At 50.0% G+C, this 15,184-nt stretch carries 15 protein-coding genes; 14 read left to right on the forward strand and 1 reads right to left on the reverse strand.

Annotated features, from left to right (window positions below):
• The first annotated feature begins 4 nt into the window (after positions 1 to 4).
• From AC6I8I_RS20640 to AC6I8I_RS20705, 14 genes are all read left to right on the forward strand, one after another.
• A complete protein-coding gene (locus tag AC6I8I_RS20640; protein WP_497828835.1) occupies positions 5 to 415 on the forward strand; it encodes a hypothetical protein in 411 nt (136 codons plus the stop codon).
• Positions 416 to 560: 145 nt separating this feature from the next.
• Positions 561 to 995 (forward strand): phage virion morphogenesis protein, encoded by a 435-nt coding sequence (locus AC6I8I_RS20645; RefSeq protein WP_497828918.1) that lies wholly within the window; start codon positions 561 to 563, stop codon positions 993 to 995.
• Between the two features lie 346 nt (positions 996 to 1,341).
• Positions 1,342 to 2,652: a hypothetical protein gene (locus AC6I8I_RS20650; protein ID WP_497828836.1), complete on the forward strand. Its 1,311-nt coding sequence runs from the start codon at positions 1,342 to 1,344 to the stop codon at positions 2,650 to 2,652.
• Between the two features lie 898 nt (positions 2,653 to 3,550).
• Positions 3,551 to 5,830 carry a hypothetical protein gene (locus AC6I8I_RS20655; RefSeq protein ID WP_497828837.1) on the forward strand — a complete coding sequence of 760 codons (2,280 nt, stop codon included), beginning with the start codon at positions 3,551 to 3,553 and terminating at the stop codon, positions 5,828 to 5,830.
• 254 nt (positions 5,831 to 6,084) lie between these two features.
• A complete protein-coding gene (locus tag AC6I8I_RS20660) occupies positions 6,085 to 6,348 on the forward strand; it encodes a hypothetical protein (RefSeq protein WP_409520458.1) in 264 nt (87 codons plus the stop codon).
• Between the two features lie 296 nt (positions 6,349 to 6,644).
• Positions 6,645 to 7,634, forward strand: coding sequence for a hypothetical protein (locus tag AC6I8I_RS20665; protein ID WP_497828838.1), 990 nt, complete (start codon positions 6,645 to 6,647; stop codon positions 7,632 to 7,634).
• 2 nt (positions 7,635 to 7,636) lie between these two features.
• Positions 7,637 to 8,332 (forward strand): hypothetical protein, encoded by a 696-nt coding sequence (locus tag AC6I8I_RS20670; RefSeq protein WP_497828839.1) that lies wholly within the window; start codon positions 7,637 to 7,639, stop codon positions 8,330 to 8,332.
• Positions 8,333 to 8,397: 65 nt separating this feature from the next.
• Positions 8,398 to 8,742 carry a hypothetical protein gene (locus AC6I8I_RS20675; RefSeq protein WP_497828840.1) on the forward strand — a complete coding sequence of 115 codons (345 nt, stop codon included), beginning with the start codon at positions 8,398 to 8,400 and terminating at the stop codon, positions 8,740 to 8,742.
• Positions 8,739 to 9,344: a baseplate assembly protein gene (locus AC6I8I_RS20680; protein WP_497828841.1), complete on the forward strand. Its 606-nt coding sequence runs from the start codon at positions 8,739 to 8,741 to the stop codon at positions 9,342 to 9,344. Before AC6I8I_RS20675 ends, AC6I8I_RS20680 begins: the two co-directional genes overlap by 4 nt.
• 9 nt (positions 9,345 to 9,353) lie before the next feature.
• On the forward strand, positions 9,354 to 9,719 hold the full coding sequence (locus tag AC6I8I_RS20685; RefSeq protein ID WP_497828842.1) for a phage tail protein: 366 nt from the start codon (positions 9,354 to 9,356) through the stop codon (positions 9,717 to 9,719).
• 4 nt (positions 9,720 to 9,723) lie between these two features.
• Positions 9,724 to 10,851: a baseplate J/gp47 family protein gene (locus AC6I8I_RS20690; protein WP_497828843.1), complete on the forward strand. Its 1,128-nt coding sequence runs from the start codon at positions 9,724 to 9,726 to the stop codon at positions 10,849 to 10,851.
• The gene (locus tag AC6I8I_RS20695; RefSeq protein WP_497828844.1) at positions 10,852 to 11,514 is read left to right on the forward strand and encodes a UCP028438 family phage-derived protein; all 663 of its coding nucleotides are present in this window, start codon (positions 10,852 to 10,854) and stop codon (positions 11,512 to 11,514) included.
• A gap of 68 nt (positions 11,515 to 11,582) precedes the next feature.
• On the forward strand, positions 11,583 to 13,004 hold the full coding sequence (locus AC6I8I_RS20700) for a gp53-like domain-containing protein (RefSeq protein WP_497828845.1): 1,422 nt from the start codon (positions 11,583 to 11,585) through the stop codon (positions 13,002 to 13,004).
• 2 nt (positions 13,005 to 13,006) lie between these two features.
• Complete coding sequence (locus AC6I8I_RS20705; RefSeq protein WP_497828846.1) at positions 13,007 to 13,441, forward strand: tail fiber assembly protein; 435 nt, start codon at positions 13,007 to 13,009, stop codon at positions 13,439 to 13,441.
• A 36-nt stretch (positions 13,442 to 13,477) separates the two neighbouring features.
• Here the strand turns inward: AC6I8I_RS20705 and AC6I8I_RS20710 are convergent, their stop codons facing one another.
• On the reverse strand, positions 13,478 to 13,864 hold the full coding sequence (locus AC6I8I_RS20710; RefSeq protein WP_497828847.1) for an Ail/Lom family outer membrane beta-barrel protein: 387 nt from the start codon (positions 13,862 to 13,864) through the stop codon (positions 13,478 to 13,480).
• Positions 13,865 to 15,184 lie beyond the last annotated feature (1,320 nt).

Genomic DNA, 15,184 nt, shown 5'->3' on the forward strand with positions numbered 1-15,184 from the left:
AATAATGGTGCAGGTCAGAGTGCATGAAACGTCACCGCCCGCAGTGGCGGAATCTGCGGTGAAATCAAATCAGGTCAGGGATGCTGGTGGGCGCATCATTACCCTGCGCGAGCTGGACCCAGTGCAGGAATCCCGCCTGACGATTGCGGTCGGTCCGGAAATGTCTATCAACGTGATGTACATGAACATGTATGCCTTTCCGGTTGCGGCGGTTGCTGACATTGACGGGGACGAATATCCGGTGCCACAGAGCCCGAAACAGATTGAGAGCATGCTGGCCATCCTCGGTAAAAGCGGGCTTAAAGCGGTGAGCGCCTGGCTGCGTGAAAAGTCGAAAGAGGAAGAAGATGAGGCCACGGAGACCGCTGCAAAAAACTCGCACGGAACCCCGGGTTCATTAACCAGTGCTGGCTGATGAAGTCCGGGGTTCCGTTCAGCGTTATTTTTCCCAGCCTGACAGCGCTGATGCCCCATGAGCGCATTGCGATGGGTGTGGTCATTGGCGAGCTTGAGGGCGGTGCTTATAACTGGAACACGGGCAGGTGGGAGGAGGGTAAGTGATGGACCTTGAGCAGTTTGCGAGAGAGCTGTCGTCTGCCTCAGCCAATATCGCCAAAGAGCTTGAGCTGGGCTTCCATGCCATTGTCAAAGAGGTTGAGGAAACGGCAAAGGAAGAAATCGGGGTCTATCAGCCCGCTGTCGGGCCGTTTGAGGCATGGGCACCGCTGGCAGCATCGACGAAAGCTGAGCGCGTCCGCCTGGGTTACACCGAAGACGAGCCGCTGCTGCGTTCAGGCCAACTCAGAGATTCCATCGAGAGCGAGGTTGCTGGTCTGGCGGCGATTGTTGGCACAAAAAATGTCATTGGACTCTGGCAGGAAGTCGGTACCGACCGCATACCGCCGAGGCCTTTCATTGGACCTGCATACGTCAGGAAGATTGATCCGCTGATGGAGTCGATTGGAATAGCGATTTCGAAGGGCTTTAAGGTTTAATTATAATTTAGAGGTACTTAAGGAAAAGTCCGCATTAGTATAAAGTGTTTAGCATCTCATCCGAATTTAACGCATTCTTATACATTAACCCAGCTCCCTTCTATCTCGGCATGTTTAAGGATGATGGGAATAAGTGACTGCAACTGATTAGCCGATCCTGCTGCTAGCGTAGTACATGGAGCAGAAGGTCTTAACTAAAAATGAGCAAGATGAGGATTACTATATGATGAGGAAGGCGAGGTGGTTGGCAGAAAAATTAGAGGTAATTAATATATTTCATTATGTAATGTCATGCTAAGCCTCAAATCCCGTGGTATAATTCAGATATCTAGTTAGGGAGATTTTTATGCATTTAAATAATGTTTTTGGTGTCTCAAAAGATCCTGTGGCCACTTATATCGAACGTGAGGCAGTTGATCAGGCTCTATCTGATGCGCTTGCAACTACTAAACAAATCGTTATCTACGGCTCTTCTAAACAGGGCAAAACAGCCCTTTTGCAACGTCATTTAGAAGAAAAGTATCGTTCAACCTACCACTGCGGTCCGACCAGCAGTGCAGAAGACATTTACAGAGCTTTTTTACGCGGTTTTGGGGTGGAGATTATTACCGAAAAATCTGCAACAACCTCAAAAGAAGCAACAGGAACAGTAAAAAGCACTTTTTCGGCAATATTACCATTTCTTGCCAAAACAGATGTTGAAGTAGGTGTTGAAGGTAAGGCTGGGAATGAATCCCAAACTACCTCTCGTCCAATTGAATTTAATCTTACAGCCGCGCAGGATGTTGGAGAGTTGCTACTTTCGGTTGGTGGTGCAAGCAAGTTCTTTGTTTTAGAAAACTTTCACTATTTATCTACTGAGGTTCAAGGGCAGCTCGCATTTGACTTGCGCACTTTCGAAGAGATGGGTATAAGATTCATAATTTTAGGGGTTTGGCGAGAAAACAACCGGCTAATACAGTTCAATGGAGATCTCCAAGATCGTATGGCTGAAGTTCCTGTTGAACCTTGGGAGGAGGAAGATTTTGCCAAAATCGCTGAAGTTGGAGAGAGAGCGCTAAATATATCAATCGATGATGTTATTAAATCAAAAATATTCCATCAAGCACATGGAAGTGTGGCGGTTGTGCAAGAACTACTAAAGAAATTTTGTGAATTGTATGGGATAAAGTCAGTCCTACTTGAGTTTAAAGAACTGACTGATGAAAATGTGCTAAATGCTGCAATTGATGCAAAAGTTGCAGAGTATTCATCGAGACATGTGAGAAGTCTAGAATCCATAGCTGCTGGAAGTAGAAGTAGAAGGCCAAGTGAGGATGCTGTAGCTTTGTACCTCCAGTATTATTTGGTTCAGGTTCTTTTAAATAGAAATTACTTAGAATTAAAAGATGGCATCGAACGCAAGTCGCTACAGGAATTTATTAAAGAAATACATTCACATCCAGATAATGTCAGAACTTCTGATGTTACTGGCACGCTGCGTAGGCTAGCTATACTCCAAACAAACCAAAAAATTGTTCCTCCTCTATTTGATTATGATCCGGGTACGCGGCGCTTGAAAATTGTTGACTCGACATTGTACTTTTTCATTGATAACTGTGACGCTGAAGAGGTGATGGCAGAAATACCTCATCCAGATTCACTAGCTGGTTCATGAAAAACTTCTCTCATCGGCGCGTTGTTGTTGGTGTGAAGAATATGGATAGAACCTTTGTATTTTCTTCATATGCAAGTGGTTGACAATGTTATCGTTACGCTTAATGGCTCCGAGCTTTCCAAAAGGTTGGCGTTAATGGCGACACCGTATAAATGGCAATTATTCGATCAATCGTAAACCCGCTCTGGCGGGTTTATCCCTTTTTTATAACCTTGCTAAAAATTAATGATCAGCGCTTATCGATAGGGAGCATTCGGCCATTTCTTGTAAGCGAAGACGAAAAGCATGAGGAAATGAAGGCCTGGACAGGAAAGCAGGATAGCCATCTTCCAGCCAAACCCTGCTTTCTGGGCCATCCGTAAGCAGGGTATGAACATCAGAAACCAGATGATTAACGACAGGGCTGCGAGGGGATTAGGCTGTTCCATTAGAAATTCTCCATGAGTTATATGCCATTTTATCGGCAGGCTGCTGCATTTATTTAGCTAAACGATTAATGACTAAGGCTTGCTTAGCAGTTCTATCTGTTTGAGCAGACGATTATGTGTGTCGATGGCATGCCATATCAGGTCCTGAGTATCGCCATCCCATTCCGGGCAAACAACCAGCTCTGCACGAAATAGCTTCAGCCTGATGTGGATCGCTGCAACTTCGTCTCGATTGCATCTTGTAGCGATAAAGTTGAGTTGAGCGTCAGTAGTTCGCTTATAAAGCGACTGAACATCCCGGGATTTTCCAAATAACCGGGCGAGCTTATCCGTAGCCTGAGGCTCCTTTGATTGGGACTAGGCCAATTATCGCCAATTTAACGTTAAAGTTCAGTATCCTTTTTGTATGTTGCGCTCCTCAAACAGACCCGCTCCGGCGGGTTTTTTTATGCCCGTAAAACGAGGCCTCTATGGATATTCAGGCATACCGCGTAGCCGTGCGCCTTGCGCTGGATGACCAGATCACGCGCAATCTGCTGCAGGTGAGTCGAGATGTGATCGAACTCAATAAGAAGTTCGTCACCATTACAAAGAACATCAAAGCCCTGACCAGCGCAGCCAGCGAGTCGACATCTGCGCTGCGGGCACTTAATCGCTCTCTTAATAATCAGTTTTCTGGCGCATCCCGCGGTGCGCGTGAGTATGCCGGCGCCATCCGGGAGATTGCAGACCAGGCACAACGCATGAACCGTGCTTCCCGTAATGCGCCGCTGCTGGCGGGAAGTTACGGTACGGCAATGATGCTGCCTGTTCTCGCCGCTGGCGCTGCAGCTGCAGGCGGCAGTGGGGGATATGGTAACCATGGCGGGGGATCTGCGCTGCCTCCGCCTTCAGAACAGGGTGGCTGGTGGCATGGCTGGCGTAACGGTGTGGCTCCGGGCGGCTGGGGCGGCGGCGCAGGGCATGGCGGAGGAAATGGTTATCCCCCTGGCGGAGGCTCATATTCAAACGGCATGACCAACCTGGCCACCGGCTATATGGGTTTCAGAATGCTGAAGGGCTTTGTTGATGAGGCGGCCCGCTACCAGACCATGACCGAGAAGTTCAGACAGTTCGGCATGAGTCAGGTTGCGACAGAGGAAGCACAGCATTTCGTGGAAACCACACGTGTCAGAGGCTCATCTGCTACTGACATGCTGAAATATCTGGTAGAGGCGCAGGGGGTATTCAGCGAATCCGGTGCAAAAACGCTTGATGAGCAGCTGCGCGCGGCAAAACTGGCAGCACCGGTGCTGGCGCGTATCACCTTCGCCTCACGCGGACTGGATGAGCTTCAGCGCGAAGCCACCACCGCTAAGCAGATGGATATGCTGCGCTTCACAGAAACTGCGGGTGGCCTGAAAAGCCCTGAGCGCTTTAATGAACTGATGGACGCTGCTTTTCGCGCCATTCAGTCTTCAGGTGGCAATGTCGATTTCACCCAGTACCGCCAGTTTATGGCCAAAGCGGGGACCTCCGCGTTCAGCCTCAGCAATAAAGCATTATTCGCCGAGCTTGAGCCCATCATCGGTGAACTGAAGGGCAGTTCAGCAGGTGATGCGCTGATGACCGCTTACAACCGGTTGAACGGTATTATCAGGCTGCCTAATCAGGTGACTCATGACCTGATGAAAATGGGTATCTGGGATGCCAGCAAAATTGAACTCAACAGCTTGGGCGGCGTAAGGCGTTTCCGGGGCAATCCGCTTATCAACCCGCAGCTCTTCAGCAAGTCACCGGTTGAATACTATGAAAAAGTCATCCTGCCAATATACCGCAGGAATCATTACACGGATGAGCAAAAGCAGCGTGAGAACGCCCTGATATTCGGGCGGACCGGCGGCAAAATGTTCAGCCTGATCGACAGGCAGCTTGAGACGATTCATCATCGTATTGAAGCCTATGGCATCGCGCGGGGACTGAATGATGCCTATGGTGCAGTCGGGAGCACCTATAACGGCAAAGCGATTGACTTCCATAAGAAATGGCAGAACCTGCAGCTGATAATGGGCAGGGATGGCGGCCTGCTGGACACCTTCACGCATGGGCTGGATAGCCTGACGCACTCACTTAAGCGAATGACAGACATTGCCCACAAACACCCTGAGATGGCGAAGTTTGCAGGGCAGGCAGCGCTGGCCGTTACAGGCCTGGCGGGCATCAGCGGTGGGTTCTGGGTCATTAAACATGCGGCTGGCGCATTGCTGTCACCGCTTAAGCTGGCGGGCTGGGGCATCGATCTGCTTATCGGGAAAAGCGCCACCACAGGGCTGACCGGACTCACTGCCGCGCTTACCGGGCTGCCTGGCATCATCTCTGCCGTAACGCTGGCGGCCCTGTATCCGGGAAGCACGGTATCACAGAGCCGGGAAATGGCGGAACGTGACCGGCTGGCTCGTCAGAATGCGCTTGATCACGGGATTGCCTATAAGCCCTGGACGCCTTCTCAGTCGGACTTCGACAGGCAGCAGTTTCGGGAGCAGGCGTATCGTAAAACCGGCCGGTACCCACCGGTACCGCCAGTGACCGCAAGTCACGACTCACAGCCCGTCAACCTTCTGATGACGTACGAAGGGCGCCAGGTGCTGGTGGCTACCGTAATGAGCGGCATCAGTAAACAGGCCGCCAGGGCACCTTCCACCACCAGCGCTTTCGATCCATCAATGCTGATGGTGTATCCGGGTCAGCCCGGCACACTCTCAACACCCTAGCGGCAGGTTCAGTGAACCTTCGGCCACTAAATGCAGTAGCCGTCATGAAACAGAATAAAGCCTTAAGAAGCCATGTCAGGGGCATGTCTACGGGCTTTATCGACATATGGTTTTTGTCAGGTAATTCGTCCCACCAGAACAGGTAATATATTGCCTCTTTTTCACTCGATTGCAGCCTGTTGTGCTGAGCTAATTTATTCCTCTCACTTCTGGAGGGGATCATGAATAAAAGCAAAATTATCTTTTCTATTCTTATGGCCACCAGTGTCTTTTGGGCTGGTATGTCTGAGGCGAAAACGTCGAAGCAAACCGATGATCAAATCCGTCAGCTTATTATCGAAGATTCAATCGCATCATATCCCGGTGTGTGTGCATGCCCTTTTAACTCTGCGCGCAATGGCAGCAGCTGCGGGAGGCGAAGTGCGTGGAGTAAGCAGGGTGGATATGCACCGGTCTGTTATAAAAAGGAAGTCTCAAAGGAAATGGTTGATGACTGGCGTAACAGTCATGCCTCGTGAATTAACCAGCTCCAGCAGGTTATAACCCGTAAGCCTGGACAGTCAGCAGACAACGGTGCGTAAAGGTTAAGCCCACCGTAAACTTTTTGCTGACCTGTTCACTGTTAATCAGTGCGTCAGATACCGGTTAAGGTGAGTCTCCGCTCAGGGCTGGTGATAAGAACTAAATACGGCTCTTACGTCATCAACAACAGTGATTCTGGCATATCCGTTTTTTTCAAACTTCATGATGTTCTGCTTTTCCCGGCTTTTCCCATACCCCGAAGTCAGTCACTCCTGATACAGGCCAACGCAGCATGTCACTACTGAATTCACTGACGCAGTACGCTCAGGGTATCGATCCGACGATTACACGCCTGATGTTAGGTGAGTTCGAATTCATGCAATTTGAAGTCCCTGAACGCATTGCCATTCGCGGCAGGCAGAAAACCGTACAGCATCAGCTAATTGGCGGCCGGCGCATTATTGATGTGCTGGGTACCGAGTACGAGCCCCTGGCCTGGTCAGGCATTATCATCGGGTCACAGGCCGGTGAACGAGTGCGTGCGCTGGAGCTGATGCGGGATAAAGGGCACCCCGTAGTGCTGACGCTGGATGATTATCGTTTTACAGTCGTGATTACAGCTTTCAGCCCGGTCTATGAATTTGTCTGGCGCCGCCCTTATTCCATCGAGGTGGCAGTTGTCAGCAATGAGGGCTTCCCGGATAAAGTGGATGCACTGACCGGAGCCCTGCGAGGACTGATCGACAGTGACCTCGGACGTTCACTGGGGCTGGCCAATATCATCAACATTGATGCCGTCACGCAGGCAGTTAACGTCCTGCATCTGGCCGTGAAGCGGGTTACCGATTTTGCCCATGCCACGGTTGGGCAGATACAGGCGGTTATCAGGCCGCTAGTCGCCGCACGCAACATCGTTGAGCATGAGCTGGCATTACTTGAAGCCGCAGCCGCAGACATCACATCACTGGGAGGTTTGGTGCCCGGTAATCCCATTTCAAAAACCGTCAGCAATCTTCTCCTGCAGTTAGATCACACCACGCGCATTCCCGCGCTTTACCGCCTGCAGGAAATACTGGGGCGGCTGAACAAAAACATGAACTCTGGCCAGACGGCTGATGGTGTCAGAGAGGTGACGCTGTCGGGTGGTAACCTATATCAGGTGGCTTCAGAGCAGTATGGCGATGCGTCTCTTTGGGCCAGCATTGCCGAGGCAAATGACCTCACCGATCCGCATCTGAGCGGTATCCGCACACTTAAAATTCCCACCAGTCCGGCGAGTTAACAATGGACGTCAACAACTCCCTCACTGGATCCAGCGCCCGCCATATCAGCGGGCGTTGTTTTTTAAATGGAATGGACGTGCCCTTTGTGTCGTTCAGCATAGAGAACAATGCCTTTCGTGGCGCCGGGACTTTTGATCTTATGCTGGCCATCTCAGCACTGCCCCCGGCCATGAGGATGCTGAACTGGTGGGCATTGCAGACCACCATCAGGGTCGAGCTTTTCATATCGATCATTACCCGGGCAGGCACTGATGAGAAAAAGCACATCACTGGCAATATCGATAACTGGCATTACGATCCTGCACGGTTTGAGATATCGGCAGAAGGGCGCGATTTCACCGCCAGGCTGATTGATGCAAAGACTCCGGGTGAAAGCTTCAGGAACCTCACCAGCTCACAGATAGCGACCATGCTGGCACAGCGTCATGGTCTGACGCCGGTGGTCACGGCAACGACGCAGCGGGTTGGTGAGTATTACCAGATTGATACGGCGCATCTGACCGGCGAGCAGACTGAATGGGACCTCATTACCACACTGGCGGGTATTGAAAACTTCTCAGTTTATGTGAACGGCGACAGTCTGCACTTCGAACCCAAACGGGACCCGGCGACTATGTCATCCGGTGGCAGCCGCCAGGCATGCAGGCGTATCCACAGTGCAATATCTCCGATGACCTGTCTTTTTCACGCTCGCTGACCATTGCAAAAGGGGCGTCGGTTGAGGTGCTGAGCTGGAATGCTAAGCGAAAGAATAAACAGTTCATGGCCTCTTACCCAAGCCCGGGCAAAAGCACAGTCCCCGGAAAAACCTCATCTGAAACTCAGGTCTATCGCGTCATACGTAACGGATTAACGCCAGAGGCAGCCCATGCGCTGGCGCAGTCCATCTACCGGCAGGTGGTACAGCACGAGATGAAATTCAGTGGCTCAACGGCAGGCGACAACCTGCTCATGCCTGACATGCATGTGCGTATTGAGGGGACACAGAGTCCGTTCGACCAGGTCTACCACTGTGATCGGGTGCGGCGCACACTGAGCCGGAAAACAGGTTACAGCATGCATATTTCGGGTAAGAACCACAGCATGGCACTGGAGATCGGGCGATGAGAGCGCTGCTGAATATCATGGCGGCAACGGCACGCCAGAGTACGGCAGGTGAAAGCGGCACACGGCAGGGCATCATCACCGCCTATGACCCGGAAAGTTACGCAGTAAAGGTTCAGCTGCAGCCAACGGGAGAAGAAACTGGCTGGATACCGCTCAGCTCACCGTGGGTGGGCAACCACTGGGGAATGGCCGCAGGACCGATGATAGGTGCAGTGGCAGAGATCGAATTTGATTCTGGCCTCACAGGCCTGGGTATGGCCGCGGGGCAGTTTTATAACGATGCAGACCGCTGTCCTGGGCCGCCTTCGGGGGAATTCTGGCTGGTGCATCAGAGCGGTTCGCATCTGAAGTTTCTTAACAGTGGAGAAGTCTTACTGTGTGCAAAAGAGAAGCTTACCTATGACGCACCGCTACATCACTTTACCGGCGGCGACGTGCTGGTGGATAAAAACCTGACAGTCGTAAAAGACATATACGATAAAAATGGCCTGTACGGCACGGTACACCGAATTCGTACCGTTTATAACGGCCACACTCATCTGGAAAAAGGGCAGGGTAATAATACTCAGCCTCCTGATCAGCAGCTGTTATTCACTTCCTGAAAGTTATTCATGTACGACATCTATCACTTCACCGGAGGCGGCCTCGAGGGTTCAGCTACCGGAGATCTGCGCACGGCCTCTGGTAGTGAGCGCGTTAAGCAGCGGATCTTACGTCGTCTGCTCACTAATCCGGGCGACTACGTATTTCATCCCGAATATGGGGCGGGGCTTGGGAAAAAGATCGGTGAGACCGTGAGACCGGGTGAATGGAAGGCACTCATCAGCGGCCAGATGTTGCGGGAAGATACTGTAGCCAGTCATCCATCCCCGGAGGTGAAACTCACACTCATTCAGGGAGGGGTCAGCGTCTCGGTGGCTTACACGGACGCCATGACGGGTTCACGTGAAACACTCTGTTTTGACGTAATGAGATAAACCGATGATATCACTTAACATCAAGTCTTTTTCGGAGCTCGTCAGAGAGCAGGTTACGGCTATTCAGGCCAGAGCGTTAAAGCTGGTGGACTTCTCCGTCGGCAGCATTCTCCGATCGCTTGCAGAGTCGAATGCAGGGGTGGCCATGTGGTTACAGCAGCTTATCGTGAAGCTGCTAGTAACAACGCGCGCTGCCACCTGCTCCGGCGAAGAGCTGGACAGCTGGATGGCAGACTTCAGCTTTTCCCGGCTGCCGGCTGTTCAGGCAAGCGGGCAGGTAACATTCCGTCGTTTTACAGCGACAAGCCAGGCCCTGATCCCCCTGGGGGCGCAGGTGTCTACAACAGACGGTACTGAGCTTTACACCGTGATCGCTGATACTGCCATTGATGCCTGGGATAGTCGGCAGTCAGGTTATGTCATCGCCGCTGGCGTCAGTTCACTCCCGGTACCGGTACGCGCAAACCGGGCAGGTGCCGCGGGTAATGCACGGGCTGGGAGCGTCACTGTCATTAATGGTTCTATCCCGTACGTTGACTCAGTCATTAACACCACTTCTTTCGTCAACGGTAAAGATGCTGAGCAGGATGACCGCTACCGGGCCAGGTTCGTGCTGTGGATCGCCTCACTTTCAAAAGCGACAAAGGCGGCAATCGGCTTCGCACTCAGTAACCTTCAGAGTGGAGTAAATTATACCCTGACAGAAAATGCTGCCTGGGACGGGACACCTCACCCGGGCTATTTCTTCGCTGTGGTCGATGACGGGAGCGGCACACCATCGCGCGCTTTCCTCGAAAAAGCCTACATGGCCATTGATGCGGTGCGGGGGTTTACGGTCACATTTAGCGTGTTTCCTCCTGAGGTGATCCACGCCGATGTCACTCTCATGATCACCACTGATGAGAGCTCGAACCATGCAGTTATTGTCGCGCAGGTGAAGACGGCGCTTCTTCAGTACGTTGCCACTCTTTCCCTGGGTAAAATGCTGGCTTTCACCCAACTGGCCCGGGTCGCTTACGGTGCCAGCCCACTGGTTACAAACGTCATGGCCCTCACGCTTAATGGCGGAATGGCTGACCTTGCAGCATCACCCAGGCAGGTTATCCGCCCGGGAATAATAAGGGTGAGCTAAATGGCTAAAGGCGATCAGAGCGACTTTCACAGCCGACTTAAGACGCTGCTACCGGTAACCTGGTTTGCTGACCATAGTCCTGTACTAAGTTATACGCTTTCGGCATGCGCAAAGACTTTATCCTGGTGTTACTCGCTTTACCTCTATGCCAGTAAGCAGACGCGGATTTCAACCGGCACTGATGGCTGGCTGGACATGACGGCGTATGACTTCTTCGGCGGCAACCTTCGGCGGCCAGCGGGAATGCCCGACGACGTGTTTCGTAAGCAGATTAAAAATTCCCTTTTCCGGGCAAGGGGAATACGCCTGGCGGTAACAGAAGTCCTTGAAGATCTGACCGGAACCACACCCAAAATCATAGAACCGATGCATCCTGAAGATACAGGCGTATATGGAGGCCCAGGTGCCGGATACGGTGTGACGGGGGCGTATGGTTCATATCTCCTGCCTTACCAGGCCTTTGTGATCGCGTACCGTCCTGAAGGGGCCAACGTTCCAATGGTGGCAGGGTATCAGGTTGAGACTGCGGGTTATGGTTGTCCATCACAAGGGGAGTATGTATCAGGAGATAGTCTCAGGGGAACTGTTACGGATGCGCAAATTTATGCCGCAGTTGCCGCAGTAAAAATGGAAGGCACGCTTGTGTGGGTGAAACTGCAGTAAAACATTTAGCGCTGACAAGCAAATTCACTTAAGCCATCCCTCCGGATGGCTTTTGCATAGGAAAAACTATGGATCGTCAGATAGTCTATCCGGGTCAGATTCCACTGGAAACGGACCTGCTCAACACCAACAAATTTGCCATGATAGGGCTGGCTAAGCTGGCTTCAGCTATTCTAGGGAACAACACCTGGCTTTATGGACTGGTCTGTACTCCGACAGCCCCGGCGTCAATGGCCGTAACCGTATCGGACGGTCAGATTTACAGTCTGCAGAACATTGATGGTACGCCATACTCATCACTGGCCGCCGACACGATGAATAGCATTCTGAAGCAGGGATTTCATATCAAACCAGCATCATTTTCCCTTTCCGCACCTGGCACTCCAGGGCATAGCATCAATCACCTGATACAGGTCACTTACAGCGATACCGACGCCGATCCTGTCATTCTGAAATATTACAATGCAGACAAGCCGTCGATGGCGTTTAACGGCCCGGCCGGGAGTAATGATGCGCAAAGCACGGTTCGTGCGGGCCGATGCTCGGTATACATTAAAACAGGAATCTCTGCCCGTACCGGTCAACAGGTAACACCGGCACCTGATGCAGGCTGCATTGGAGCATGGGTGGTCTCGGTTCAGTATGGCGCAGGCTCAATTGAGGCCGCCAATATCAGAATGGCTGACGGTGCGCCGTTTCTTCCCGTTGATGGCATAATCTCTGCCATTCAGAAAGGACAAATCACTTTCGGCCAGGATACTGGCACTCCAAATCACTATAAAGTGACCTATACGCCCGGGGTAGAGTCCGTCAGCAACGGTATGCGCCTGCATTTTCGTGCCGCCAATACAAACACAGGGGTGTCATTCCTGGCTGTAGATAGCATGCCAGAGAGCCGTATTCTTACCGCAGCTCATGAAGAACTGACGGCAGAACAGATCATTCAGGGGAGCACCGCAGAAATTGAATGGAACAGCACTCATGAAGCATGGATTTTATGTTCCTCCCCTGGCGGCTATAGTAAGCGCGACTCCGATAAACGATACTACTCCCGGGCCGGCGGAGAAATCAGTGGTGATGTTGATATTGACGGTAATCTTAGCGTTGGAAAAGAATTAAAAATCGGAAAGGCTGTATTATCAGCCACGGGTGATATCAATGGGGATCGCTGGAAAGGGAGTTTATATGACTGTCTGATTCGAAACCAGCCGAACATAAATGAGAACAATGATGGGTGGTATTATAAAAACTCTGTAAGTGGCTTTGCCATACAGGGTGGAATAGGTCGAATTTCCCGGGCCTCGAATCATGTTCACTTTCCGGTCAAGTATCCCGTCGATTGCTTCAGTGTGCTTATAACCCAGGATGGTAAAGGTAAAAATAAAATGAGTCGTGACAACATCTCCGTATCTGATGTTAAACCTTTCGGATTTTCCGTTCATCTCGGTTCAGGCGAACCTTACTTTTACTGGGTAGCGTTCGGGAAATGATTATGGATCGCATTTATGGATTTAGTCCTTCTGCCAAAGAGTTTTACTGGGTGGAAGATAAAGAACTTTATATTAAATATGGCAACTGGAATGACGATGTTGTTGGTATTTCTGATGAGGTATGGCGCACGTACAGCAGTTTCCCGCCATCTGGGAAAGTTCTTGGTGCCGATCTAAATGGAATGCCCTGCTGGCATGATGCGCCAGAAGAAACAGGCGACCATGCTTATTACGAAAATGATTTTAAAAAGCAGGCTTTGCTCGAAAGAGCGGATGCAGAGATAAGAAGGCTCAGCATTGTAAATGAAGTCTGCGAACTTACCGATACGGAAAAACAGAGTTTTGCCGCCTGGAAAAAGCATCTTGTGGACGTTTACCGCTGTGATGCAAAACAAAACGGGCCTGTTGATTGGCCCGTACCGCCTGACAGCAACTAGTAGTTAGCCGCTCATCGCTTGCCATATTATACCGAATTAAAATTGAGAGCCTACACTTACAAATCCACTGTTAATCTGATTCCAGTTTGATTCAAATGTGGCTTGAGAGCCTTCATAGCCAACGGTAAGCGCCAGGTTTTTTATTGGTTTGAACGTAAAGCCAGCGCTGTAAGCGACTTGATCAGACGACTCAGAGCTATTCTTAACGTGTGCGCCTTTATTAAAATCATAGGCTAGCGGCTTATCGACTTTAGTATGAGATACCCCTGCCAGGGCAAAAAGGTCCATGCGTTTAGAAACCTGATAAGTCGGGCAAAACATGACGGGGTAATACTCCGCTTTTCTGTCAGCATTAGGCCTGTCATTGTATTTTTCTCTGCACGCTTTGTCCGTTCTTGCGCAAAGAATATTTCGTTCTCCCATGTGTTTTTCATTGCTGTCAGTGACCCCATGACACCTACGGGCTAGAATTTTCATACCGGACCTTAAAGTTGCCCCCCTTAATATCATCAAAGCCCTTAATATGCCCGTGCTGGATCCCTAATGATACGGTCGGCGGGTCCAGTGAATCATGAGCCATAACTGATGAACAAATCAACACCGTGGTGACGACGAAAAATAACGTCTTTCTGAACAACATTTCGACTCCTTTCTGAACAGTCAAATAAGATGCATCTCTAAGCATGCATTTTAGCCAAAGGAATTTTATCTTCAACGCTATGAGATTCATAAACATGAATATATGACGTTATTGTTAAAAGATAGACATTATTAATATTCATTAAGATGCATTTATTTATGGTGCTGACCCAGCCTAAAACTTCGTGTCAGTGAATAAATTAGCATTCGATTTAATGGGATCGTATCAAGACTTACCAGTAGATTTTAATACAGAATAAAGATAAAAGGAGGGCGAATAGTACCAGGCAAGCCTGTCATGCTTAAAGTAGAAAGCGATACCAGTTATCGATGAGTTTCAGGCAAGCACGAACCTCAGGTACAGGTAAAGACGGACTGATAGCAGTGGGCATCAGCATCAGATCAGTCATGCCACGATGGCGATGTTATTACTGTGATAAACAATTAACAAATGTCGCCTTCAGATGCAAAAAATCTACATAGCGCGGGCCAATTAGCAGCTGGTTATTTTTGTCGTTATGGGCAGTTCCACTATTAGAGTGGCCACTATTATAACGACCGGGATCTGGCGCTCTTTATATATGACATGCAAAAAAAATACCTGCCCCCCAATGAAAAGAGCAGATACAAGTATGTGGTGAAGACTTCGAGCGCTTATGAGTGCCCTATTATTGGTCTTTCTATGTTGCAACAGAAAACATGCATCATGTTAGTTCTCCGTGCTTCCCAAACGGTAGGAGCGTTCAGGTATGACACAACAACTATTAGGCTAGTAAACCTGATAAAAATCGCAAGCATAAGCGGTAAAAAAAAGATGATTTTTGTAAGTGATAAATGTGACTATTTATAAAGTATTAGTAATTTCATGTACATTTGATCCCGAGCTCTGAGTCTCAATTAAACCAAACGGTAGCTGAACAAAAGATAAACGTGACGATTAGTGTTGAACCCTCTCTGAGCTAAAGTTTGCGCTTGTATTTCAGCCGATCTGTCGAAAAAATTCTGCTCAAAAACCTTTCATTTTTCTTCTGCAAAACCTTTGATATATTATTGAAAAATAACAGGATTATTTTTTTAAAATTTGCAGGTCTTTGTCTGTGAAAT

The organism is Pantoea sp. X-Soil-YNGN-775 (assembly GCF_059730575.1).